We start from the raw sequence: 24380 nt of genomic DNA on the forward strand, positions 1-24380 counted from the left end.
GTGTCAGTCGACCGGTGGGATGGTGTCAAAGGAGGGCAGGTCATTGCTCTCCTCAAAGCGGCGAAGTGGTTCGAAACGCTGCTGACTGCGCGTCACGTAACTCAATATGTCGTGATAACGTCTGATGTTACGAACATAGTAGACCGCCACGTGCCCTGGCGCGTAACCGTGGGGCACCTGCTGATACCATTGTCGTTTTTGCAATAGAGGCAGTGCCGTTTTGATGTTCTTCCACAGGTCAGGATTCTGTCCCTGCATACGCGCGACACGCCTGGCATCCAGCACATGACCCAGCCCGATGTTATAGGATGCCATTGCCATCCAGGTCCGATCCGGTTCCTTGATGGAGGCGGGCAGTCTACGCCGCACACTGGCCAGGTAGCGTGATCCGCCATCGATGCTTTGGTGCGCATCACGTCGGTTGGCGATACCCATGCGTCTGGCCGTGGGACGCGTCAGCATCATGAGGCCTCTCACACCGGTCGGAGAGACGGCATCGGGGCGCCAGTGAGACTCCTGATAGCCCAGCGCCGCCAGCATTTTCCAGTCGATCCCGGTTTCCCTGGCCGCCTTTTGGAACAGGGCCTGGTAGCGCGGCAGGGTGGTCTTGACCTGATTGATGAATCGGCGTGCGCCGACGTACTCAAGGTAATCATCATGGCCGAAATAACGCTCGATCAGCTGGTCCAGCGTGCCGTTGCGACGCTGGGTGTCGATGAACTGATTGGCGCGTGACAACAGGCTGATATCCGTGTCGGCCGGGAAGGCCCAGACCAGGGAGAGGGGATGGCCCAGGGAGAAGGCATTTTCGACCTGCGGATAGAATAATCGGTTCAGCTTGAACTGGTGTTCATAAATGACGGCAGCGTCCAGTCGGCCATCGTTGACCAGTTCCAGCAGGTCATTGACTTCCAGATCGCTGCTTTCCTTCCAGCTCAGCGCGGGCAGTGATGCCTGGGCATTTCTCAACAGGCTGTCAGGGCCTGCATTGGACAGGACCGCTATATCAAGCCCTATCAGATCCTCGGGGGTGCGTGGTCGGCGCAGGCCGCGGTGATAGATGACCAGCGGCTGCATCGTCATCAGCGGGCGGCTGTACCGTACCCCGGGGGTCGTGGTGGTCAGGGGGAGTCCTGCTGCTCCGAGGTCGGCCTTTCCGGTGCGCACGGCACCGAGAATACCGGCAATATTGTTCTCGCGGTCGACGGCCAGGCTCACCCCCAGGGTGCGGGCAAATCGAGTGAACAGTTCGTATTCAAACCCGGTCGGGCCCTGGCGGCCTTCATAAAAGGAGGTGGGAGTATTGCGGGTATAGACCTGCAGGAAATCCCGTTTTCTGACCGCGCCAAGCTCCCCGTCGCGTGGCAACAGGTTCATTTCCGGAATGGCCATCAGACCGCACAGTACGAGCAGTGACAACCACCGATGTGAGGGGCGCTTCAATACGTCGGGAAACAGCAGGCGCATAGGCGTCTAATTACTTGTAGTGGATAGCACTTGAAAACATCGCACAGAGGGTTTCTGCCCTGTGCAGCGAAAAACAGCGAGCAAGGCCATTATACTTTCGCCTCTGGCAGGGGTTTCGCGTATCATGCTCCCCGCTGCCCGGGGGCGATCCGCGAGTGGATGCCCTTTCATTCATGCTGCTGCAGAGGCTTCCTTCGTCATGCTCGAACTGCGAGGCGCGAGTGCCCTTTCTTCCTTTCGTCATTCCAAACTGCTCAATACCCTGCGCGAGGCTGGCGCCGACATTGAACAACTGGGTGCGACGTATACCTATTTCATTGATACCGGGCACCGGCTGGATGAGGTGACGCTTGCGCGTCTGGCCTCACTGCTGGATGCCACCGATACCCTGCCGCCGGCTGCCGGCCGCCAGGTGCTGGTGGTACCCCGGTTGGGAACACTGTCTCCCTGGTCGTCCAAGGCGACCGATATCGCTCATAACTGCAGTCTTGACGGGGTACGTCGAATCGAACGTGGAATCGTTTACGATATCACGTTCGGACAATTACCTGACGAAGAAGTGCAGCGCAGGATACTGGATCATCTGCACGATCGCATGACTGAAACGGTGCTGCATGATACGGCCGATGCCGTGCATCTTTTCGATACGCAGGCGCCACGCCCGCTTGCGCATGTTGACATTATCGGCGGCGGGCGACCCGAGCTTGAAACGGCCAACCGCGAGCTGGGGCTGGCGCTGGCTGACGACGAGATCGATTACCTGGTCGAGGCCTTTACAGCCCTGGGGCGCAATCCTGCCGACATCGAGTTGATGATGTTTGCCCAGGCCAACTCCGAGCACTGCCGCCACAAGATCTTCAATGCGTCCTGGACCATTGATGGTGAAGCCCAGCCCCTGTCCCTGTTCAAGATGATCAAGAATACCAATGAACAGGGGGGCGATAACGTACTGTCGGCCTACAGTGATAATGCAGCGATCATTCGCGGCCTGAGTGCCGGGCGCTTTTTCCCGTCACCGACCGATCATCGTTACGGCTATCATCAGGAACCGATTCATATTCTGATGAAGGTCGAAACTCATAACCATCCTACGGCGATTGCCCCGCACCCGGGGGCCTCGACCGGCGCCGGCGGCGAGATCCGTGACGAAGGCGCCACCGGAATCGGCGGCAAGCCCAAGGCCGGTCTGGCCGGTTACAGTGTATCCAATCTGCGAATGCCCGGCTTTATCCAGCCCTGGGAAGAATACGACTATGGCAAGCCCGGTCGAATCAAGAGTGCGCTGGACATCATGATCGAAGCGCCCATCGGGGCAGCGGCGTTCAATAACGAGTTTGGTCGGCCCAACCTCAATGGCTACTTCCGCACCTATGAACAGGACGTCATCAGCCGTGATGGCATCGAACGGCGGGGGTATCACAAGCCGATCATGCTGGCTGGTGGCTATGGCAACGTTCGCGACGAGCATGTCGACAAGCGGGAAATCCCGGTAGGCGCGAAGCTCATCGTGATGGGTGGCCCGGCAATGCTGATCGGCCTTGGCGGCGGAGCAGCATCCTCGACAGCGTCCGGCGCTTCCAGCGAAGATCTGGATTTTGCCTCGGTTCAGCGTGGTAACCCCGAGATGGAGCGTCGTGCTCAGGAAGTGATCGATCGCTGCTGGGCCATGGGCACCGATAACCCGATCTGCTTCATTCATGATGTCGGTGCGGGCGGCCTGTCCAATGCCTTGCCGGAGCTGGTCAAGGACGGGGACCGGGGCGGCCTGTTTGACCTGCGCGCCATTCCCAGTGCCGAGCCGGGCCTGAGCCCGCTGGAAATCTGGTGCAACGAAGCTCAGGAGCGTTATGTGCTGGCCGTTGCTCCGGCGCAGCTCGAGGCCTTTGAAGCCCTGTGCCATCGTGAGCGGTGCCTGTATGCCGTGGTTGGCGAGGCGCAGGAAGCACATCACCTCGAAGTGCGTGATGGCCACTTCAACACCTCGCCGGTGGATCTGCCGATGAGCCTGCTGTTCGGCAAGCCGCCGAAAATGCATCGTTCCTTTGAGCGTGCATCGCACGAGCTGTCCGGTGTCATGCTCGACAACCTTGACCTGCGCGAAGCCATGGAACGGGTGCTGCACCTGCCGGCGGTGGGCTCAAAGGGCTTTTTGATTACCATCGGCGATCGTTCGATTACCGGCATGGTGGCGCGTGACCAGATGGTTGGGCCATGGCAGGTACCGGTAGCGGACAGCGCGGTAACCACTTCGTCCTACGATACTCACCAGGGTGAGGCGATGGCCATGGGCGAGCGCACGCCGGCCGCACTGATTTCCGCTCCGGCTTCTGCGCGCATGGCCGTGGCAGAGGTCATTACCAACCTGGCGGGCACGCCGATCGCTCAACTGTCAGACATCAAGCTGTCCGCCAACTGGATGAGTGCGGCAGACCATCCGGGCGAAAATGAAGCACTGTACGATGCGGTCCACGCTGTGGGTATGGCGTTGTGCCCGGCGTTGGGTCTGACCATTCCGGTGGGCAAGGACTCGATGTCGATGCGTACCGACTGGCAGGATAACGGCCGTGACAAGACCGTGGCCTCGCCGATGTCGCTGATCGTCTCCGGGTTTGCACCCGTCACCGATGCGCTGGCGACATTGACGCCCACACTGGCCACGGATCAGGGGGAGACTGACCTGATCCTGATTGACCTGGGGCGTGGCAAAAACCGCCTCGGCGGCTCTGCGCTGGCGCAGGTGTATGGCCAGCTTGGTGCCAGCACACCGGATGTGGATGACCCGGAAGATCTGCGCGCCTTCTTTGCCGTGCTTCAGGGCCTGAACGGAGACGGCCGGCTGCTGGCCTATCATGACCGCTCGGATGGCGGATTACTGGTCACGCTGCTGGAAATGGCCTTTGCCGGCCACACCGGCCTTGATGTTGATCTCGACTGGCTGGCCTATGACCTTCATGACGCGACTCATGCCCTGTTCAACGAGGAGCTGGGGGCAGTAGTGCAGGTGCGCCGCAGCGACACGGCCGAGGTGCTTTCCCAGCTTAATGCGGCCGGATTCGATGGTGCCTGTGGCGTCGTGGCGACTACGCGAGCTGATGATGTCGTGCGGGTTTCGCTTTATGGCGAGCCATTGATCGAGTCGACGCGCATCGAAACGCAGCGCGCCTGGGCAGAGACCAGCTACCGGATTCAGGCCATGCGGGATAACCCGGCCTGTGCACGATCCGAGTTTGATGGCCTGCTGGATGCCCGTGATCCGGGACTGTTTGCCGAGTTGTCGTTTGATGTCAACGAAGATGTCGCGGCGCCGTTCATCAACAAGGGCGCACGCCCTGCGATGGCCATCCTGCGAGAGCAGGGCGTCAACGGACAGATGGAAATGGCGGCGGCCTTTGACCGTGCCGGTTTCGATGCCGTTGATGTACACATGAGCGATATTCTGGAAGGCCGCGTCTCGCTTGCCGATATGCAGGGGCTGGTAGCCTGCGGTGGTTTCTCTTACGGCGATGTGCTGGGCGCCGGCGGCGGCTGGGCCCGATCGATACTGTTCAACACCCGGGCCCGCGATGAGTTCGAGGCCTTCTTCACGCGTGAAGACAGCCTGGCGCTCGGGGTCTGCAACGGATGTCAGATGCTGTCTCAGCTCAAGACACTGATTCCGGGGGCTGATCACTGGCCGCGCTTTGTTCGCAACGAGTCCGAGCAGTTCGAGGCGCGTGTCTCGATGGTACAGGTTGAGGCATCACCATCGCTGTTTCTGGCCGGAATGGAAGGTTCCCGTCTGCCGGTAGCCGTGGCTCATGGCGAAGGTCGGGTAGAATTCCCGGATGATGCAGGGCTACGGGCGCTGCAGGCCAGCGGCCAGATATCGATGCGTTATATCGATAACCACGGGCAGGTGACCTCACGTTACCCGGCCAACCCGAACGGGTCGCCTTCCGGGATTACCGGCCTTACTACCACCGATGGACGCGTCACCATCATGATGCCGCATCCGGAGCGTGTTGCACGTGCAGTCACCAACTCCTGGCGTCCGGCAGAATGGACACAGGATGGCGGCTGGATGCGCCTGTTCCGCAATGCCCGTGTCTGGCTGGGCTGATCGACAGGACTGTTGAGCAGGTCAAGGGGTCGCCGCTTATGCTGCGGCCCTTTTTTGTGGGCAACTGCCGCGCCTCAAACCTGCCCGGGGCGGTCCTGCAGCGGGCTGGTACCAAAATAGCGCTTGTATTCCCGGCTGAACTGGGAGGCGCTGGTGTAGCCGACTTCATTGGCGGTCAGCGAAACGGAGTGATCCGGCTGGGCCAGCAGTGCCCTGGCGCGCAGCAGCCGAACGCGCTTTTGATACTGCAGTGGTGACAGACAGGTGATCTGCTTGAAGTGGTGATAAAACGATGATGCGCTCATGTGGACCTGCTCGGCCAGCGTGTCGATCGCCAGTGTGCTCTGATACTCGCTATGCAGGATATGCAGCGCCCGGGCGATGCGGGGGTAGGCAAACTGGCCCTGATGATACATCAGGTGATGCAGGCTGCCGCCCTGGGGGCCGCGCAGTGCCTGAAAAATGACTTCCCGCACGCGTGATTCACCCAGCACCTGTGCCTTGAGTGGATCATCAAGGCACTCGAGCAGTCGAATCACGCTGCCGGCCATGTCTTCATCCAGGGCTACAGAGGCCATCGGCGCCGGTGGTTCCTGTTCCGGCGAGGGCATGTGGCGCACCAGGTCGCTGAGTATTTCCGGGCTGATGTGCAGCGTTATGCCCAGAAGAGGAGCCTCTGGGGTGGCTTCCGTTTCACAGTCGAACGGCAGCGGCATGGCCTGAATCAGGTAGTGACCGGCCCCATAATGAATGGTTCGATCGCCCAGGTAGCCCTGCTTGCCGCCCTGTGCAATCACGACCAGGCCGGGTTCGTACATCTGTGGCGTGCGCTGCTGGGCGCAGTGGGTGCGCAGGGTCCTGAGGCCGGGGATGATGGTGTCATTAAAGCCATCATTCGGTGCGTGCGGAGTGATCAGTTCCGCCAGACGGTCCACGGTATGCTGCGCTATCGATGGCTGTTCTCCATCAGACATGACGGGCTCCTTGTTCGAAGGTGACCGTATTATTGTGCACGTGATAACAGGGTATGCGAGTCTTTTTTCATGTTTTCTGGAGAAACAGGCATATTTGAGGTAGTAACGGCTCTGGTCTGGCATGGGTGTCAGGCGCACACTGACGGAGACTTTTTTTGTACAAGGAGGGCATGCATGCCCGTTACTACCCAGGCCTATGCGGCCTTTTCTCCCGACCAGCCCCTGTCTTCCTGGACCTTTGAGCGCCGTGCGCCTCGTGCCGACGATGTGTCCATCGATATTCTCTATTGTGGCGTCTGCCACAGCGACCTGCATTTTGCTCGTGATGACTGGGGCTTTTCATCGTACCCGGTAGTGCCGGGTCATGAGATTGTCGGTCGCGTCACCTCGGTAGGCAGTGATGTCAGCCACTATCAGGTCGGTGACGTTGTTGGTGTGGGCTGCATGGTTGACTCCTGCAGACACTGCAGTGCCTGTCACGATGGGCTGGAGCAGTACTGTCAGGAAGGATTCACCATGACCTATGGCAGCCCGGATCGCCACGATCAGTCGCTGACCCAGGGAGGGTATTCCCGTCACGTCGTGGTCAGTGAGCGGTTTGTGGTGCGCATGCCCGAGGGTATCGACCTTCAAGGCGCCGCGCCGATTTTGTGCGCCGGCATCACGACCTACTCGCCGCTTCGTCATCATGGCGTCGGGCCTGGTCACAAGGTGGGCGTGATTGGCATGGGGGGACTGGGGCACATGGGGGTCAAGCTGGCTCGGGCTCTGGGTGCGGAAGTCACTCTCTTTACCCGCTCTGAAGGCAAGCGGGAGGAGGCTCTGGCTCAGGGCGCAGATCACGTGGTGATCTCCACCGACGAGGCGCAGATGGAGGCAGTGGCCGGCCGGTTTGACTTCATGCTTGACACCATCCCGGTACAGCACGATCTGAACCCGTATCTGAATGCACTGGGCCATGATGGCACGCATATTCTGGTCGGGCTGCTTGAGCCAATCGATCCGCCCATCAACGCCGCCAATCTGCTGATGAAGCGTCGAGTGGTGGCAGGCTCACTGATTGGCGGCATGGCGGAGACCCAGGAAGTGCTTGAGTTCTGCGCGAAGCACGATATCGCCTGCGACGTTGAAATGATCAAAATCGATCAGATCAATGAGGCATTCGAGCGCATGGAAAAGGGGGATGTGAAGTATCGGTTTGTCATCGACATGCAGGCGTCATTCCCGGCCTGATATGCTGAAAGTGAAGTGATGTCCATGTGCCCCCGCTTCCTGATACGGAGCGGGGGCACATGTCGTCATGCAGCGGGTGCGTCCTCTGCGGACAGGTCGATCTCGGCCGGTGCCTCCAGCATGTCGCTGACCCCTGCCAGGCAGGGCAGGTAATGCGGCATGTGGGTATGATGATCAAAGGCCGAGCGGTCATCAAAGGTCGCCGTCAGCACTACGGTGTGGGGGTTGCCATCGTCCAGACTGATGTCGAACCGACGACAGCCAAGCTCAAAGGCCAGGGACTCACTGGCATCATGCTCCGCCAGGGCCATGAATTCCTTGATGGCCTCCGGCCGAACCTGGTAGCGGGCAGTCATGACTAACGGGGTGTGACTCATGGGGTGTCTTCCTTGTTATGGGTGGTCGATGAGCGCAGATGCGTGCCGTATCAGTGAACCAGAGGGGCCTTGCCCATGCCCAGTCGCTCGTGCAGCTCGGCGGCGGCGCTTTTCAGTAATTCAATCAGGCCTTCGAGCAACTGGCCACCCTGATCCGGCCCCGAGACAAACTGTTCCACGCTCAGGTGAACGGTGTCTTCCATCAGTACAATCTTGACGGCCTTGAGGGTATTCATCACTTCATTGGCTGCTTCCAGCATCAGGGCCTGATCATCCGTGCCGGTGGGCCAGGCATTGGGCAGCAGGAGCTGGAAAAACGAGGGTTCATCCTCGGCGGCGATCAGCATGAAATCAACGCCATCATTGGTCAATCTGGCGGCGTGGTCTTCAACGACCTCCACTTCGGTTGTTTCATCGAGGTAATCGAGGTAGGTCTGCAGTACCGGGTTGGCATCCATGGCAACTCCTGGCAGGGAACGCCTGCCTTGTCTGATTCGAACGAGACCACCATCATGGTGGCCCCTTCATTATTCGTGTGTGGTGCAATGACCCAGGTTTCACTTCGCCCCTATCAACAGGAGGCCGTTCGCCGCGTGGTGGACTGGTTTCGCCGCAGCAGCGAGCCGGCGGTGGTTGTACTGCCCACCGGCAGCGGAAAAAGCCTTGTCATTGCCGAGCTGGCGCGTCTTGCCCGCGGGCGCGTACTGGTATTGGCCCACGTCCGGGAACTGGTCGAGCAGAACCACGCCAAGTATGAGGCCTACGGCCTGCAGGCGGACATTTTCAGTGCCGGTCTGGGGCGCAAGGAAACCGCACGTCAGGTCGTTTTCGGGTCGGTGCAATCGGTGGCCAATCGCCTTGATGCCTTCGGGGGCGGTGACTTCACCCTGCTGGTCATTGATGAATGCCATCGGGTGGACGTCAGTGATGATGCCACGCGCGTATCGCGTTATCAGCAGGTTATCGATCATTTGAGGGCAGCGAACCCGAATCTCAAGGTGCTGGGGCTGACGGCAACGCCGTTTCGGCTCGGCCAGGGCGCCATTTATCACCAGCATTACCACGGCATGGTGCGCGGGCCGGAGACGTCCTTTTTCAGGGCCTGCGTATTCGAACAACCGCTGCGGGTGATGGTGCGGCAGGGATATTTGACCGAACCGCGCCTGATTGATGCTGCCATTGCCCGGTATGATTTCTCCCACCTGATAACCCGCCGTGACGCAGCACCCCGGGAGGATGAACTCAATCGGGTAGTGAAGGGCAGTCGGGCTACTCCCGTGATCATCGAGGATGTACTGGCTCAGGCGACGGATCGGCAGGGGGTCATGATCTTTGCCGCGACCGTGGCGCATGCCGAGGAGATCATGACCTATCTTCCTCCGGAAAGTGCGCTGGTGACCGGGCAGACCGAGACTCGGGTGCGTGACGAGATCATCGCCGACTTCAAGGCCCGCCGACTCAAGTACCTGGTGAATGTTTCGGTACTGACTACCGGCTTTGATGCCCCCCATGTGGATGTCATTGCCATATTGCGTCCCACCCAGTCGGTCGGGCTCTATCAGCAGATTGTCGGTCGCGGCCTGCGCCTGAGTCCGGGCAAGACCGATTGTCTGATTCTGGATTATGCCGGCAACCCCTGGGGACTTTATGACCCGGACATGACCACGCCACGCCCGGCGTCGGATACCGAGCCGGTGCAGGTACCATGTCCACTGTGTGACTTTGCCAATACTTTCTGGGGGCGCATGGACGGTGAGGTTTTGATCGAGCATTTCGGACGACGCTGCCAGGGACTGGTGGAAGGAGAGCAGGGCCTGACCCAGTGCCTGTTCAGATTTCGCTTCAAGGTCTGCGATGAGTGCGGAACGGAAAATGATATTGCTGCCCGGCGCTGTGGCGGGTGTGAGCGGTTGCTGGTGGACGCTGACAACCAGCTCAAGGAGGCCTTGAAGCTGCGTGATGCGAAGGTTTTGCGCGTCAGCGGCATGGAGCTGGTGGCGGCGCGCAATGGCCGTGGCCTGCCCCGGCTTCAGGTGGTCTATCACGACGAGGATGGCGCGCAGCTCGATGAGTGGTTTGCCCTGGAGACCCCCGCTCAGCGCACCGTGTTCGAGCGGATTTTTCTACGCCACCACCTGCGGGCCCCGGGAACCGGCTGGGTACCGGACAGTATCGAGACCGTTTGTGCCGAGCACGCACGGCTTCGAGCGCCTGATTTCGTGATCGGTCGCAAGGTAGGGCGATACTGGAAGATTCGAGAAAAGCTGTTTGATTACGAAGGACGCTATCGGCGCGCCGACAGCGCTTCCTGACAGGCGTCAGATGCCTGAAATGCTGGTACAATTACACGATGAATCTGTCCCTTTCCCTTGATTACCCTGAGCCCTTTTCGCGATGAGCGATTCCGATGCCCTGCCGTCGGTACCGATGCTGTCGGCGCCGCCGTCCTCGTTTCTGGCACGAGTCAATGATGAGCCTGTCACGGAACTGCCCGAGGATCTGTATATTCCACCGGAAGCGCTCAGGGTCTTTCTGGATACCTTTGAAGGGCCGCTGGATCTGCTTTTGTATCTGATTCGTCGTCAGAACCTGGATATTCTGGCGGTCAATGTGGCGGCGGTGACCCACCAGTACATTGAATATGTCGAGCTGATGGAAACTTCCGGGATCGATCTGGCGGCAGAGTACCTGTTGATGGCCGCCATGCTGGCGGAAATCAAATCGCGCACGCTGTTGCCGCGCCCACCGAAGGGGGACGCGGAGGAGGACGAGGACGACCCGACAGCTGCACTGGTGCGTCGACTGCAGGAATATGAACAACTCAAGCAGGCGGCCGATGAGCTGGATACCCTGCCGCGCCAGGGGCGTGACTGGTTCAGCCCTCAGGTCGCATTGCCGGAGCTTTCTCCCCGGGTGATCTACCCGGAGGTGGACATGGCGGACCTGCTGGGCGCGCTCAAGGGGCTGCTGGCCCAGGCCGAGCTGAATCAGTCCCACCAGATTACACGTGAAACCCTCTCGACACGTGAGCGTATGCTCGCCATCATGGCGCGCCTCGATGCAGGACATTTTACGCCCTTTGAAGCGCTCTTTACGCTGGAGGAAGGCCGCGCCGGGGTCATCGTGACCTTCATGGCCCTGCTGGAACTGGCGAAGGAGCGCATGATCGAGATCGTTCAGAATGCCCCGTTGTCGCCGATTCACGTTCGTGCCCGACTTGCCGAGGCGGATCACGTTGACGGGATAACGGGCGAGGAGGGCGGAGAGTCTGCCTTTGACGATGAATAATGACGTATGCCAGTGAATGACCCGGAGTAAAAGGTGCCGTGACTCACAATGACATTTCCCTGGATCGTATTATCGAAGGGGTGCTGCTGGCCGCCGGGGAGCCGTTGATGCTTGACCGGCTGGAAAGCCTGTTCGACGAGCGCGAGCGGCCGACCAGGCTCGAGCTCAAGGCCGCGCTGGATGTGCTGGGTCAGCGTCTTGAGTCCAGCGCCCTGACACTGAGTCACACGGCCTCAGGGTACCGTCTTCACGTCAGTCAGGCCCTGTCGCCCTGGGTCTCCAGGCTCTGGGAAGAGCGCCCGCAGCGCTATTCCCGGGCGCTGATGGAAACCCTGGCACTGATCGCCTATCGCCAGCCGGTCACGCGGGCAGACATCGAGGAGGTACGAGGCGTATCGGTCAGTGCCTCGATCATGCGGACCCTGACCGAGCGTAACTGGGTGCGGGTCATCGGTCATCGTGACGTGCCGGGGCGACCGGCCGTGTATGCTACCACTCGCAGCTTCATGGATGACTTCGGGCTGACAACGCTTGATGAACTGCCCCCCATGCACACCCTGAGCATGCCTCCCGACACGGAGGGCAATCAGGATTACAATGCTTCCCCCGAGGGCGATATACTCCCCCTCGATGAGGAAGATGCACCTGCTGTTCCGCCTGACAATGCGAGCGAGACAGCACAACACGCCGAGAAGGCGTCCACGGAATCAACGCTGGATTTTGCCACCCTGGGCCAGCGATTGATCGAACGCCGGCATTCACTGTCTGACCAGGCAGCAGATAACCGGCACGACGATGAGAGTAATGACACTGATGACAACGACGACTGAAAAGCTGCAGAAGGTACTGGCCCGGGCCGGGCTGGGTTCACGCCGCGAAATGGAAACCGCGATTGCCGATGGTCGCGTTACGGTCAATGGCAGGGTAGCGACCCTTGGCGACCGTATTGCCACCACCGACAGCGTGAATGTCGATAACCGCCCGGTCAGCATCCGTGCTGCCGAAGACGCCCCGCGTCGGGTGATCATGTATAACAAGCCGGAAGGCGAACTGTGTACGCGACGTGACCCTGAAGGACGACGCACCGTGTTTGAACGGCTGCCGCGCCTCAAGGGAGAGCGCTGGATCGCGATTGGCCGTCTCGATATCAACACCAGTGGTCTGTTGCTGTTTACCACGGATGGGGAGCTGGCCAACAAGCTGATGCATCCCTCGATGCAGATCGAGCGTGAATACGCCGTGCGGGTCATGGGTGAAGTAACCCAGGCACAGGTCAACGCCATGGCCGAAGGGGTAATGCTGGATGATGGCCCCGCAAGGTTTTCCGATATTCAGGAGTTTGGTGGCGAAGGCATAAATACCTGGTTTCACGTCGTGATTCTTGAAGGGCGCAACCGTGAAGTTCGTCGCCTGTGGGAATCCCAGGGCCTGACCGTCAGCCGTCTGAAACGTGTTCGGTATGGCAATATCTTTATCGACAAGCGGGCCCGGGCGGGGGAATGGACCGAGTTGACTCAGGAAGAGGTCGATGGACTATCGACGCTGGCAGGTCTGGAGCAGCGGCGTGTGCCGCAGTTGACGCCGGATGAGAAAAACCGCTGGAATCGGGACAAGGACAAGCGTCGTCCCGTGCGTGGCGTCAAGTCCACGAGCTCGCGCGACGGTGGCCGTGACAGCAAAAGCCGCGATGGCAGCCGTGACAGCAGGGGCCGGGCCGGCGAAGGACGTCAGGGTGCCGCTCAGCGGTCATCCAGAGATGACGCACGCCGGTCCTCGAAGGACGACTGGGCACCGCGTCCGCCGCGTCGACAACGGTAATTGATATAAGTGCTTGCATGCCGGTGCGTTTCACAGTAATATTTGCGCCGCGTTGAGCGGGTCGTTAGCTCAGTTGGTAGAGCAGTTGGCTTTTAACCAATTGGTCGTAGGTTCGAATCCTACACGACCCACCATCTCTTCCAGTAAGAGAAAAGCTCAACCCGTTCGGCATGTTACGGGTCGTTAGCTCAGTTGGTAGAGCAGTTGGCTTTTAACCAATTGGTCGTAGGTTCGAATCCTACACGACCCACCATCCGAACTTGTGCACGAAAAATCGAACGGTTTTTCCAGGGTCGTTAGCTCAGTTGGTAGAGCAGTTGGCTTTTAACCAATTGGTCGTAGGTTCGAATCCTACACGACCCACCAGAATTCAAGGCCCCGGTCTCTTCGAGATCGGGGCTTTTTTATGCCTGAAAAATGGTATTTCGCCTGGTCAAGGACTTCAGTCGTGAACCACAGTGGTCGATACTGTCACGATAAGGCGCTTTCTGCGTCGATATTAACGGTGGGTGTTGTTTCCGTGTTGGTGACGTGGAAAGGGCATGCCTGCCCCCAAGTGTGGAGGGTCTTGCCGTGAGTACCATAACCCCGCTGATTGATACCCTGATGCATCAGGTGCTGGGGCGCCGGGCACAGATGGAGCGTGTGGCTTCCGAAGGGGCCGAGAACAAGGTGTTGTCTGTTAATGCCATACGGGGTGATCAGTCGCTCAAGCCTGGCCAGGAGCATTTGAATCGCCCTCAGCAGCCGGAAATGCAGGTTGCTTCGCCGCGACAGGGTGCCGCCCAGCGTGCCGGGGCCGAGGCAGGGCTTTATGAGCGGCTGCAACCGGCGACCAGTGACGCGGCCAGGGCCGCACCCTCATCCCTCCAGTTTCGCTTTACCCGGGAAGGCCAGACGCTTTCCACCCTGCTGTCACAGTTTGGTGACGTTAAAACCAGCGTACCAGCCCGGACGCCTGCACTGATTACTCAGCCGGGTGTGCCTGCCAGCCCGAGCGCCATGGCGGAAGGGCTGCGACAAACCGTCGGACAAAGCGGCATATTTTACGAATCCCACTTGTCTCGCTGGTTCAAGGGTGACTTTCCGGAGCAACTGCTCCGTCAGGAGCCTCAGGGACGCTTGCCGCTGCTGCTGCGTGCCGGAGGTGAGGGCGCTCCGCTGCCGGGAGCACCTGCGGCGCAGCCCGGCGCCCCGATGACCACGACAGGTGCTGCAGTTGCAGGGCAGGTGCATCCCTCGCCCGGCATGCCGGGGGCAACCCCCCCGCCGACGGTCGGATCAGCCACAATGCCTTTCGGGGCTGGTGCGGCTGACATGGCGCCAGGCCCTGCTGCTGCATCGGCCCGGTCAGGTGCGGAGACGATGGCGCGAGGTGACGTGGGATCATCACCTGTCGGTACCGAGCCGCGGCAGATCATTCATGAAAGCGTTCAGCGGCTGGTCAGCCACCAGCTGGAAACCCTGACCACTCATACCCTTCGTATTGATGCCCAGCTGACACCGCAGGTGCCGCTGTTAATGGAAATCACCGAGCTGCGTCCCTTGCCGGATGAAGATGCCCTATACATGGATGAACGTGAGGCCCATCAGGCGGACGATGATGAAGCCAGTCGCTGGCGCTCAACCCTGAGCCTTGAATTGCCGCGTCTGGGAGCAGTGCAGTTTGACCTGCTGATGAATGATGGAGCACTGTCGATTGCCTGTCGCACCGATCAGGCGCAGACCGCAGGTCGCTTTCGTGAGGCGCGTGTTGCCCTTCAGCAGGCAATGTCGGAGATTGGGCTGTCGACACAACGTATCGATATCGAACGACTGACGCGGGAGGAGGGGCATGAGTGAGGAGCAACCCGCACCACAGGCGCGCGCCGCGGCCATTTCCTATGGGGCTGGTGACGCCGCGCCGCGTGTGGTCGCCAAGGGATATGGATCTACGGCACAGGCCATTCTTGAGCGAGCCGAGGAAAACGGCCTTTATGTTCATCACTCAGCCGAGCTTGTGGATCTACTGATGAAGGTTGATCTCGATGAGCGGATTCCGGCTGCCCTTTATCAGGCCATTGCCGAGCTGCTGGCCTGGGTTTATGCCCTGGAGGAAGGCTTTACGACGCTCGGACAGGCTGCACGCGACGAGGCTTCCCGGGAGGGGTGAGCTGCGCGACCTTTGGCGCTATGATGACGCTGGCGGCCCTTGACGTGTCGAGGGCCAGTTCATCAGCAGGGGGAGCCCCTGCCTGTCGGAGTGATAGACACATGACACACCTTACCGAACGCGAGCAGGTGCAGGCGCACCTGGCTCGCTCCTACCAGCCTGCGGCTGTTTCAGCCGATGAGTCCCTTCAGCGCGAACGCATCAAGACCCTGCTCAAGGCACACAATGCCACCCTGGTGGCGCACTATTATACGGAAGACAGTCTGCAGGCTCTGGCCGAGGAAACGGGCGGCTGCGTTGCCGATTCTCTTGAAATGGCCCGTTTTGGTGCGGCATCACCGTCTTCTACGCTGGTCGTTGCCGGCGTGCGCTTCATGGGCGAGACAGCCAAGATGCTGTCGCCTGACAAGCGTGTACTGATGCCGACCCTGGAGGCCACCTGTTCACTGGATATCGGGTGTCCGGCGCCCGAGTTCAGCGCCTTTTGTGATGCACATCCTGACCGAACCGTGGTGGTATACGCCAATACGTCGGCTGAGGTAAAGGCACGGGCAGACTGGGTGGTGACATCGGCGATTGCCGAGGATGTGGTGGCACACCTGCATGCGCGCGGTGAAAGGATTATCTGGGCTCCTGACAAGCACCTGGGCCGGTTTGTGCAGTCACGTACCGGTGCCGACATGCTGATGTGGGAGGGTGCCTGCATTGTTCATGAAGAATTCAAGGCCAGGGGTATCGAGGACATGTTGCGTGTGTACCCTCAGGCCGCTGTGCTGGTGCATCCCGAATCACCACAGGCGGTCGTGGATCTGGCTGATGTGGCAGGTTCCACGTCGCAGTTGATCAATGCCGCTCGCAAGATGACACAGGACACCCTGATCGTTGCCACGGATCGAGGCATTTTCTACAAGATGCAGCAGGCCGTGCCTGACAAGCTGTTGATCGAGGCGCCGACCGGCGGGAATGGCGCGACCTGTCGCAGCTGTGCCCATTGCCCCTGGATGGCAATGAACAGTCTCGATAAGCTCGAGTTGTGCCTTGAAGAGGGGCTGGGGGCGATCGAGGTGGATGACGCGATTCGTCGTCGCGCCCTGGTCGGGCTGGAGCGCATGCTGACGTTCAGAAACAGCCTGTAAGTCTGTCTGCAACGCCCCGGGCCGAAACGGCCGGGGCGTATTTCCATCGTGTCAAAAGTCGTCCAGCGCGCTGCGGTAGCGCATGAACGCGTCCCGCCGTGCCCTGATACGGCTTGCCAGCGTATAGTTTCCGGCCCGGGTGGCTTCCCCTTCGGCAATATCCAGCTGTTTCATACCCTTGTCGATACGACCGGTCAGCTGCAATTGCTCGGCCAGCGCCAGATGGCCTTCGGCTGAATGGCCGCTTCGCCCGGCGGCCTCTGCCAGCAGATTCCAGACATCCGGGTCTTCCGGGCGTTGTTCGGAGAGCTTTTCAAGCACCGGATAGGCCTTTGACGGCGCCAGATTGAGGAGGGCTTCACCTTCGATCAGGCGAGCCGGAGTGTTGTCGGGGACAATGGCCAGCAAGCGGCGGCTGCGTGCCAGGGCCTCGTTGAAGCGATTGGCATCCAGGGCTACATCGGCGGCGCTGTTTTGCAGCATGGACAGGTCGGGATAGCGTGTTATCAAACGGTCGAGTCCGGTCAGCGCCTTGTCGGTACGGTGCTCGACGGCATCGGTCATGGCGTCAAGATACGCCAGTGCCTCGGGCGACGGGTCGTCTTCTTCCAAGCGGTGTCTGGCCTGAGCCGGGTCATCCATGTGCATGGCCAGCAGTACACGGGCGCGTACCATGTCGTATAACGGGCCTGCCGGGGGGCCATGGCCGTGCCCCAGCTGATCGGCACGGGCCTCTGTGGTGCTGATGCGTGTTTCGGTCAGGGGGTGGGTCAGCAGGAATTCGGGCGGTGTAGACCCCTGCAGGCTGGCCAGCCGCTGAAGAATACGGAACATGCGGGGCATGGCATGCGGATCCATGCCGGCATTGGCCAGCGTTCGAAGACCGACGTCATCGGCTTCACGTTCGTACTGGCGAGAGTAGGTCAAAAGGTTTTGAATGTATGCCGCCTGGGTCCCCATCACGGCAGCGACCCCCAGATCGCCTCCGCCACCTCCGCCGGCGGCAAGTACCATGCCGGTCAGAAGCGCCGTGAGCATGGGAACACGGCTGGCATGTTGCTGTTCCAGCTGCCGCGCAAAGTGATGCTGTGAAAGGTGGCCCATTTCATGTGCCAGTACCGAGGCGAAGGTGTCTCGATCCGGTGCGAAGGCAAACAGGCCGGTATTGATGCCGATGACACCGCCTGGCACGGCAAAGGCATTCAGCATGCGGCTGGAAACCAAGGTGACGACAATCCGTTCATTACCCAGGCCGCTCCAGGGCATCATGCGGTGAATCAGGTCTTCTACGTAGTGTCGTGTGATAGGGTCGCGCCAGGAAATTGTCTGGGCACGGAACTGGCGTAGCCAGGCCCGCCCGAGACGAAATTCTTCCATGGGCGAGATGGCGCTGCTGGCATCACCCAGTGCCGGCAGGCCATAATCGTCTGCAACGGCGGTTGCGGGCCGGGCAGCGGCGCTGCATAGAAGAATTGCGCTTAAACACCATGCGACGCCGTGCCTTTTCATTTCGAGTTATCCCGCGTCAGTCGATACCGAATAAATTGATTTGTCTGGCAAAGTGCCCTTAAATCGGGGCGATTTCAACCGGTAACGGAGCTTTTGTCGTGGCCACGAGTGAACAGACGCTGGATGCCAGAGGACTGGACTGCCCTCTGCCGCTGCTTAAGGTCAGGCAGTGCCTGACTGCCATGCAGCCGGGCGAAGTATTACACGTTGAAGCCACTGACCCGGGGTCGTGGCGTGATTTTGAAAGTTATGCCGCCCAGGGTGGGCATACCCTGACGCGCGAGGAGCCGGTTGATGGCGTGTACCGGTACCGCTTCATCAAGGGGGTGTGCTGATTCATGGCAGTCAAGGCCTTGGTACAACATTGGGTCGATCGCTACTTCTCGGATGAGGAGGCGATTATCCTGGGGCTGGTGTTGCTGGTCGGTCTGGCCATCGTGGTCTTCTTCGGCCAGATGCTGGCGCCGTTTCTGACCGCACTGGTATTTGCCTTTTTGCTGCAGGGCGGCGTCAGCAGGCTGGAGCGCTGGGGAGTGCCGCGACTGCCGGCCGTGCTTTTGATCTTTCTGGTATTTGTGGTGCTGCTTCTGACAGCGGCGCTGGTGATCCTGCCGCTGGTATGGGATCAGTTGACCGGGCTGGTCAGCGAGGTGCCGCGGATGTTTGTTCGTAGTCAGCAGCTACTGGATCAACTGCGGGAACAGTATCCGACAGTCATTACACCGGCCCAGATTCAGAGCTGGGTCAACAGTGGGGCTCACGAGGCCACGCAACTGGGGCAGCGAGCGCTCAGGATGTCGTTCAACTCGTTGGGCAATGTGCTGAGCATCATTATCTACCTGGTGCTGGTGCCGATTCTGGTGTTTTTCATGCTCAAGGATCAGGAAAAGCTGATCGGCTTTTTTCTGTCCCTGCTGCCGCGCCAGCGCGCACTGATGACCCAGGTCTGGAAAGAGATGGACGGTCAGATCGCCAATTTCGTGCGGGGCAAGGTGGTGGAGATCATCATTGTCGGCTCGGTCTCCTACGTTACCTTCTTCTGTTTCGGGCTGCCGTATTCGGCGCTGCTGGCGCTGATGGTGGGCTTTTCGGTGCTGGTGCCCTATATCGGTGCGGCGGCGGCCACGCTGCCGATCGCCGCGGTTGCAGGCTTTCATTTCGGGCTGGGAGATCAGTTCATGTATGTGATGGTGGCTTATGCCATCATTCAGGCGCTGGACGGCAATGTGCTGGTACCGATCCTGTTTTCCGAAGCAGTCAATCTGCACCCGGTGGCAATCATTCTCGCGGTGTTGTTCTTCGGGGGAATCTGGGGGTTCTGGGGCGTGTTCTTTGCCATTCCTCTTGCGACGCTGATGAAGGCGTTATTGCATGCCTGGCCGCGCAGCGTGGCAACCCATCGCGCCCGCAGGGAAAAGAAGGCCTCCGGGCGCGATGCCTGACACTCAGCTGCCCTGGTGCTCGCGGATGAAGGCGAGTACCTCGGCAGCATGGCCATCCGGCTTGACCTTGCGCCACTCCTGAATCAACACCCCCTTGTCATCCAGCACGAAGGTGCTGCGCTCTATACCTTCGTGTTCCTTGCCGTACATCTTCTTGAGTTTGATGACATCCAGCAGTCGGCACAGGGTTTCGTCCCTGTCGCTGATGAGATCGAACGGAAAGTCCTGTTTGGTTCGGAAGTTGTCATGTGACTTGAGGCCATCGCGGGACACACCGAAAACGACGGTATCGGCCTGTTTGAACTCATCGTGCAGATCACGGAACTGCTGGCCTTCGGTAGTGCAGCCCGGCGTACTGTCCTTCGGGTAAAAGTACAGCACGGTATAGTGGCCGGTGAGGCTTTCCGGGGTGATGGTAAGCCCCGATGTGGCGGAAACGGAGAAGTGTGGCAACGGGGTGCCAATCTCGATGGACATGATAACTCCCGGGAAGACAGTAAGTGGAATGATGAAGTCTAGCGCTTTCCACCGGGATTCGTCTGCCTGACCTGTACACTGGAAGCTTGCCTGAGTACCATCTATTCCCGGCCGGGCCCTCTCTGCGTGAGGGCAGCCGCTCGGTCATGGACACAATATACTGTGTTAATCCGGTTTTCGAAGAGAGGGTTCGAGATGTTCAAGGGTAGCCTGGTCGCCTTGGCGACGCCGATGAAGATCAATGGCGATATCGATTGGGACGCGCTGCGCCGACTGGTCAATTTCCATCTTGAGCACGAGACCGATGGAATCGTCGCGGCAGGTACAACGGGTGAGCCAACCACCATGTCCTTTTCCGAGCACTTTGACGTGATTCGCGAAGTGGTCAATATCGTGGATGGCCGGATTCCTGTCATTGCCGGTACAGGGGCCAATGCCACGGCTGAGGCGGTAGAGCTTGTGCGGTATGCCAAGGATGTCGGCGCCGATGGCTGCCTGTCAGTGACGCCGTATTACAACCGTCCGACCCAGGAAGGCCTGTATCAGCATTTCAAGGCCGTGGCGGAAGCCACCGATATGCCCATCATTTTATACAATGTGCCAAGCCGCACCGGCGTGGACCTTTATAACGATACTGTTTCCCGGCTTGCCTGTATCCCCAATATCGTGGGGCTGAAGGACGCCACCGGCAATCTGGAGCGCGCGGCCGAGCTGGTCAAGCGTCTCCGGAACGAGGACTTTGCGTTTTATTCCGGTGACGATCCGACAGCGTGTGAGTTCATGCTGGCCGGTGGCCATGGTGTGATTTCCGTCTCCTCGAACGTTGCGCCGAAGGGCATGCACGACATGTGCGAGGCAGTGTTCAAGGGTGATCATGACCGTGCCCACCAGATCAATACGCGCCTTATGCCACTGCACTCCGTGCTGGGTATCGAGGCCAATCCGATTCCTGTCAAGTGGGCCCTGTGTGAAATGGGGCTGGCCGACAAGGGAATACGCTTGCCACTGACCTGGCTGTCTGAAAAATATCACGCCACGGTCGGAGAAGCCCTTCAGCTCGCAGGAGTGTTGGAAGAATGATATCCCGAACCACATGGGTCGCGAGCGCGTCACTGCTCGTGCTGCTGGCCGGGTGCGGCAGTAATGGCTATTACTACGACCGCAACTCGGAATACGTGGATGCCAAGATGGTTGCGCCCCTGTCGCTGCCGGAAGGGGCGCGCCAGGGCGCCAGTCAGGATGCGATGCCGGTTCCTCGGGTCAACGGTGATTTCGTGCAGGGCAAGGATGGCTTCAAGGTGCCGCGCCCCCAGCCCATGATGTCGAAAGGCGATCAGCGCGATTTTGCGCAGCTGCGCAACGAGGACGGCGATAGCTGGTTGCTGGTCAATGCAGCGCCCGCGGCTGTCTGGCCGCGTTTGCAGGATTTTGCCTCACGTGCAGGCTATGGCATCCAGGAAGTTGACCCGGCTCGTGGTCGTATCCAGACCCGCCAGGGTGAGCTGACACTGGTTCAGGGGATTCGCAGTAATTCCACGCGCGTTGAATGTACCCAGGGCGACAGCGTCAATGCTGCCTGCCTCAAGGATCTGGCCGGCTACCTGAGCCAGACGGTGAGCCAGCAGGGCGAGGGTGTATCACTGGCAGGCCAGAACCTGTCTGACGACAACACGGTGGTGCTTGAAAATCGCCAGGGACAATGGCAGTTGAACATTGCTCAGGGGTTTTCATCGACCTGGGCCGAAATGGCGTACCAGCTGGAACACAGCTTCAGCAGTGACAATGGTGCACGCCTTGTCGACCAGGATCGAAGTGCACGCACCTTCACCGTGACGTACACGCCATCGACTGCCTCCGGTAGTGGCTGGTGGATCTTCGGTAGCGGCCCGGACCCACGTGAATATCGCCTTGAACTGGCGCCGCGTGATCAGCAGGTAGTGGTTACCGCGACGCGAACCGATGGGCAGCCGATCGAGCAGGGCGAGGCCCGAGAGCTTCTTGATCGCGTGGCATCCACGCTGCGCTGATGCCTCTGTCCTTTGCTTCGCTGGGCAGTGGCAGCAAGGGCAATGCCACCCTGGTCACCAGTGCCGAGTGTCGGGTGCTGGTGGACTGCGGTTTTTCCCTGAAGGACATCGAGGCGCGCCTGGCGCGTCTCGATGTGTCGCCGAACGAGCTGGATGCGCTGTTGATTACGCATGAGCATATCGATCACGTGCGAGGTGCAGCAGCACTGGCGCGGCGATATGATCTGCCCGTGTATGCAACGCCGGGTACCTGGCTTAAAAGCGGCCTGAAAAAGCTTGCCCGGGTCAGCATGATTGCGCCGGAGCAGCATTTTTCCATCAAGGACATGGATATCGATGTCGTCACGGTGCCTCATGATGCGCGACAGCCGGTTCAGTTCATTCTGGGCGCCGGCGGCTGTCATCTGGGCCTGTTGACGGATCTTGGACACGTGACCTCACATGTACTTGAGCGTTACCGCCATTGCGATGCGCTGGTACTTGAGTGCAATCATGACCGTGACATGCTGCAGCGTGGACCGTATCCCCCCAGTCTCAAGCGCCGTGTAGGCGGTCACTGGGGGCATCTGTCCAACGAGCAGGCGGCGGAACTGATCAAGGGCATAGGCACCGAGCATTTGCAGTGCGTGGTGGCGGCTCACCTGTCCGACAAGAACAACCTTGCCGAGCTGGCCTTCGAGGCGCTTGTGCCGCTGTTGGGTGACGACACGCATCGCCTTGTCGTTGCAGACCAGATGCATGGCGCCGGCTGGCAGTCGTTGAGTCGTCGGCACGCTCCCTGTAGTTAACTTTTACTCCCTGAACAACCTGTAGCCCTGGAGAGATTAAATGGAAAAGCGCGAAGCGCTGTATGCGGGCAAGGCCAAGTCCGTTTACACCACCGATGACCCGGATCGATTGATTCTCGAGTTTCGCGATGACACCAGTGCCTTTGATGGCCAGAAGGTCGAACAGCTCGAACGCAAGGGCATGGTCAACAACCGGTTCAATGCCTTCATCATGGACAGGCTGAAGGAATCGGGTATTCCCACCCATTTCGAGTCGCTGCTATCTGATACAGAGTCTGTGGTCAAGCGACTCGACATGCTGCCGGTCGAGTGTGTCGTGCGTAACTACAGTGCTGGCAGCCTGTGTCGCCGGCTGGGTGTAGAGGAAGGTCTGGCGCTTGAGCCACCTACCTTCGAGCTGTTTTTGAAAAACGATGCGCAGCATGACCCCATGATCAATGAGTCACTGGCGGAAACCTTTGGCTGGGCAACCCCGGAGCAGCTTCAATTGGCGCGTGAGTTGACCTTCAGGGTGAACGATGTGTTGAAAAAGCTCTTTCTGGATGGCGGTATCCTGCTGGTGGATTACAAGCTGGAGTTCGGTGTTTTCAACGGCGAGGTCACCCTGGGTGATGAGTTTTCGCCGGATGGCTGCCGGCTGTGGGACAGCACCAGCCGTGAGAAGCTGGACAAGGATCGGTTCCGCCAGGGGCTTGGCGGGGTAATCGAGGCGTATGAGGAAGTCGGGCGCCGAATCGGCATCAGCTTTGACTGATCACATGTCGGAAGATCAAAAACGCCGCGACTTGTCGCGGCGTTTTTGATGGCAGATGGTGTAGTGCCTCATGGCAGGTCGATGATATCCACCACTTCAATAACCGTTTCGCCTTCAGGCGTATGCATGGCGTGAAAGTGAATATCCTGCCGGTTTAGCCGTACGCCATGAATGCGGCCGGTTTTGCCATGTTGATAAGCCGGGCGCGGGTCCTGTGCCAGTACTTCGGTAACCAGTGCTTCAAGCTGGGCGCTGTCATTCATGTCGGCCAGTGCCCTGCGAGCCCGAGCGCTGAAGATGACGCGTCGTTCAAGCGGTGGAGCGGGCGCAAAGCCTGCCCGGGCATCGGTCGTGCTGTCTGCCCAGGGCAGATAGGGCTTGATATCGACAATCGGCGTGCCGTCCACGAGATCGTGACCGCGAATGATGAGGCGCACTCCCTGGTCGATTTGCACATCAATCAACTCAACCAGCGAAAGCCCCAGCCGGTTGGGGCGATGAGTGGCCCGGGAAGCGAACACGCCGACCCGGGCATTGCCGCCCAGTCGGGGAGGGCGTACCAGGGGAGACCATTTTTCGGGGCTCTGGTTGAAGATGAAATGCAGCCAGAGATGGCTGAAGGCCTCAAGCCCGCGGACACAATCCGGCTGGTTGAATGGTGGAAGCAGGTTCAGTGTGGCGGTGGCATGCGCTGCAAGCCCGGGCTGGCGCGGAACGCCGAACTTGTCCGGATAGCATCCGGCAAGTGTGGCAATGGGCGTCAGGGTAAAATCAGTATCGGATGAAAGGGCCATCGAGCACCATGCAGGGAGGAAATAGAGTCAGATTACCTGAAGCTG

22 protein-coding genes and 3 tRNA genes are annotated in these 24380 nt (G+C 59.7%); 18 read left to right on the top strand and 7 right to left on the bottom strand.

Going from position 1 to position 24380, the window contains the following annotated elements; all coding sequences use genetic code 11:
- Window positions 1-3: 3 nt before the first annotated feature.
- Window positions 4-1467, bottom strand: coding sequence for a membrane-bound lytic murein transglycosylase MltF (gene mltF / locus OQ287_RS00845; RefSeq protein ID WP_250936005.1), 1464 nt, complete (start codon window positions 1465-1467; stop codon window positions 4-6).
- A gap of 199 nt (window positions 1468-1666) precedes the next feature.
- On the opposite strand from mltF, the gene purL reads away from it, so the two are divergent.
- Window positions 1667-5566 (top strand): phosphoribosylformylglycinamidine synthase, encoded by a 3900-nt coding sequence (gene purL, locus OQ287_RS00850; RefSeq protein ID WP_265895266.1) that lies wholly within the window; start codon window positions 1667-1669, stop codon window positions 5564-5566.
- A 74-nt stretch (window positions 5567-5640) separates the two neighbouring features.
- On the opposite strand, the gene OQ287_RS00855 is transcribed toward purL, so the two are convergent.
- Window positions 5641-6540, bottom strand: a complete 900-nt coding sequence (locus OQ287_RS00855) for an AraC family transcriptional regulator (RefSeq protein WP_265895267.1) — start codon at window positions 6538-6540, stop codon at window positions 5641-5643.
- A 174-nt stretch (window positions 6541-6714) separates the two neighbouring features.
- Between OQ287_RS00855 and OQ287_RS00860 the strand changes: the two genes are divergently transcribed.
- Window positions 6715-7773 carry an NAD(P)-dependent alcohol dehydrogenase gene (locus OQ287_RS00860; RefSeq protein WP_265895269.1) on the top strand — a complete coding sequence of 353 codons (1059 nt, stop codon included), beginning with the start codon at window positions 6715-6717 and terminating at the stop codon, window positions 7771-7773.
- Window positions 7774-7838: 65 nt separating this feature from the next.
- Here OQ287_RS00860 and OQ287_RS00865 read toward each other — a convergent pair whose 3' ends face one another.
- Complete coding sequence (locus tag OQ287_RS00865) at window positions 7839-8150, bottom strand: putative quinol monooxygenase (protein ID WP_250936009.1); 312 nt, start codon at window positions 8148-8150, stop codon at window positions 7839-7841.
- Window positions 8151-8200: 50 nt separating this feature from the next.
- Window positions 8201-8608, bottom strand: a complete 408-nt coding sequence (locus tag OQ287_RS00870) for a hypothetical protein (protein ID WP_250936010.1) — start codon at window positions 8606-8608, stop codon at window positions 8201-8203.
- An 87-nt stretch (window positions 8609-8695) separates the two neighbouring features.
- Between OQ287_RS00870 and OQ287_RS00875 the strand changes: the two genes are divergently transcribed.
- The 10 genes from OQ287_RS00875 (at window position 8696) to nadA (ending at window position 16544) form a co-directional block, all read left to right on the top strand.
- Complete coding sequence (locus OQ287_RS00875; RefSeq protein WP_265895887.1) at window positions 8696-10462, top strand: DEAD/DEAH box helicase; 1767 nt, start codon at window positions 8696-8698, stop codon at window positions 10460-10462.
- A 115-nt stretch (window positions 10463-10577) separates the two neighbouring features.
- Entirely contained in the window at window positions 10578-11438 is an 861-nt protein-coding gene (locus tag OQ287_RS00880; protein WP_250937987.1) for a segregation and condensation protein A, read from the top strand.
- 38 nt (window positions 11439-11476) lie between these two features.
- Window positions 11477-12268 (top strand): SMC-Scp complex subunit ScpB, encoded by a 792-nt coding sequence (gene scpB / locus OQ287_RS00885; RefSeq protein ID WP_265895270.1) that lies wholly within the window; start codon window positions 11477-11479, stop codon window positions 12266-12268.
- Window positions 12252-13256 (top strand): 23S rRNA pseudouridine(2605) synthase RluB, encoded by a 1005-nt coding sequence (rluB, locus tag OQ287_RS00890; protein ID WP_265895888.1) that lies wholly within the window; start codon window positions 12252-12254, stop codon window positions 13254-13256. Before scpB ends, rluB begins: the two co-directional genes overlap by 17 nt.
- A 58-nt stretch (window positions 13257-13314) precedes the next feature.
- A tRNA-Lys gene (locus OQ287_RS00895) sits at window positions 13315-13390 on the top strand.
- A gap of 43 nt (window positions 13391-13433) precedes the next feature.
- Window positions 13434-13509: transfer RNA gene (locus OQ287_RS00900), tRNA-Lys, on the top strand.
- Window positions 13510-13546: 37 nt separating this feature from the next.
- Window positions 13547-13622 (top strand) — tRNA-Lys (locus OQ287_RS00905).
- A 207-nt stretch (window positions 13623-13829) separates the two neighbouring features.
- Complete coding sequence (locus tag OQ287_RS00910) at window positions 13830-15098, top strand: flagellar hook-length control protein FliK (protein ID WP_265895271.1); 1269 nt, start codon at window positions 13830-13832, stop codon at window positions 15096-15098.
- Entirely contained in the window at window positions 15091-15408 is a 318-nt protein-coding gene (locus OQ287_RS00915; RefSeq protein WP_250936015.1) for an EscU/YscU/HrcU family type III secretion system export apparatus switch protein, read from the top strand. The genes OQ287_RS00910 and OQ287_RS00915 overlap by 8 nt, the downstream gene beginning before the upstream one ends.
- A 101-nt stretch (window positions 15409-15509) precedes the next feature.
- Window positions 15510-16544 (top strand): quinolinate synthase NadA, encoded by a 1035-nt coding sequence (nadA, locus tag OQ287_RS00920; protein WP_250936017.1) that lies wholly within the window; start codon window positions 15510-15512, stop codon window positions 16542-16544.
- 51 nt (window positions 16545-16595) lie between these two features.
- Here the strand turns inward: nadA and OQ287_RS00925 are convergent, their stop codons facing one another.
- Window positions 16596-18053 carry a M48 family metalloprotease gene (locus OQ287_RS00925; protein ID WP_250936019.1) on the bottom strand — a complete coding sequence of 486 codons (1458 nt, stop codon included), beginning with the start codon at window positions 18051-18053 and terminating at the stop codon, window positions 16596-16598.
- A 98-nt stretch (window positions 18054-18151) separates the two neighbouring features.
- On the opposite strand from OQ287_RS00925, the gene OQ287_RS00930 reads away from it, so the two are divergent.
- A complete protein-coding gene (locus OQ287_RS00930) occupies window positions 18152-18388 on the top strand; it encodes a sulfurtransferase TusA family protein (RefSeq protein ID WP_265895272.1) in 237 nt (78 codons plus the stop codon).
- A gap of 3 nt (window positions 18389-18391) precedes the next feature.
- Entirely contained in the window at window positions 18392-19495 is a 1104-nt protein-coding gene (locus tag OQ287_RS00935; protein WP_250936023.1) for an AI-2E family transporter, read from the top strand.
- Window positions 19496-19498: 3 nt separating this feature from the next.
- Here OQ287_RS00935 and OQ287_RS00940 read toward each other — a convergent pair whose 3' ends face one another.
- Window positions 19499-19972 (bottom strand): peroxiredoxin, encoded by a 474-nt coding sequence (locus OQ287_RS00940; protein ID WP_265895273.1) that lies wholly within the window; start codon window positions 19970-19972, stop codon window positions 19499-19501.
- A gap of 195 nt (window positions 19973-20167) precedes the next feature.
- Between OQ287_RS00940 and dapA the strand changes: the two genes are divergently transcribed.
- Genes dapA through purC form a run of 4 tightly spaced genes read left to right on the top strand, consistent with a single transcriptional unit; the run spans window position 20168 to window position 23541 of the window.
- On the top strand, window positions 20168-21052 hold the full coding sequence (gene dapA, locus OQ287_RS00945) for a 4-hydroxy-tetrahydrodipicolinate synthase (RefSeq protein ID WP_250936027.1): 885 nt from the start codon (window positions 20168-20170) through the stop codon (window positions 21050-21052).
- Window positions 21049-21999 (top strand): outer membrane protein assembly factor BamC, encoded by a 951-nt coding sequence (gene bamC / locus OQ287_RS00950; RefSeq protein WP_250936028.1) that lies wholly within the window; start codon window positions 21049-21051, stop codon window positions 21997-21999. Before dapA ends, bamC begins: the two co-directional genes overlap by 4 nt.
- Window positions 21999-22787, top strand: a complete 789-nt coding sequence (locus OQ287_RS00955) for an MBL fold metallo-hydrolase (RefSeq protein ID WP_250936029.1) — start codon at window positions 21999-22001, stop codon at window positions 22785-22787. The genes bamC and OQ287_RS00955 overlap by 1 nt, the downstream gene beginning before the upstream one ends.
- Window positions 22788-22827: 40 nt before the next feature.
- The gene (gene purC, locus OQ287_RS00960) at window positions 22828-23541 is read left to right on the top strand and encodes a phosphoribosylaminoimidazolesuccinocarboxamide synthase (RefSeq protein WP_265895276.1); all 714 of its coding nucleotides are present in this window, start codon (window positions 22828-22830) and stop codon (window positions 23539-23541) included.
- A gap of 68 nt (window positions 23542-23609) precedes the next feature.
- On the opposite strand, the gene tsaA is transcribed toward purC, so the two are convergent.
- Window positions 23610-24335, bottom strand: coding sequence for a tRNA (N6-threonylcarbamoyladenosine(37)-N6)-methyltransferase TrmO (gene tsaA, locus OQ287_RS00965; RefSeq protein WP_265895277.1), 726 nt, complete (start codon window positions 24333-24335; stop codon window positions 23610-23612).
- Between the last annotated feature and the right edge of the window lie 45 nt (window positions 24336-24380).

Source organism: Larsenimonas rhizosphaerae (assembly GCF_026240105.1).
In the GTDB taxonomy this organism is placed as follows: domain Bacteria; phylum Pseudomonadota; class Gammaproteobacteria; order Pseudomonadales; family Halomonadaceae; genus Larsenimonas; species Larsenimonas rhizosphaerae.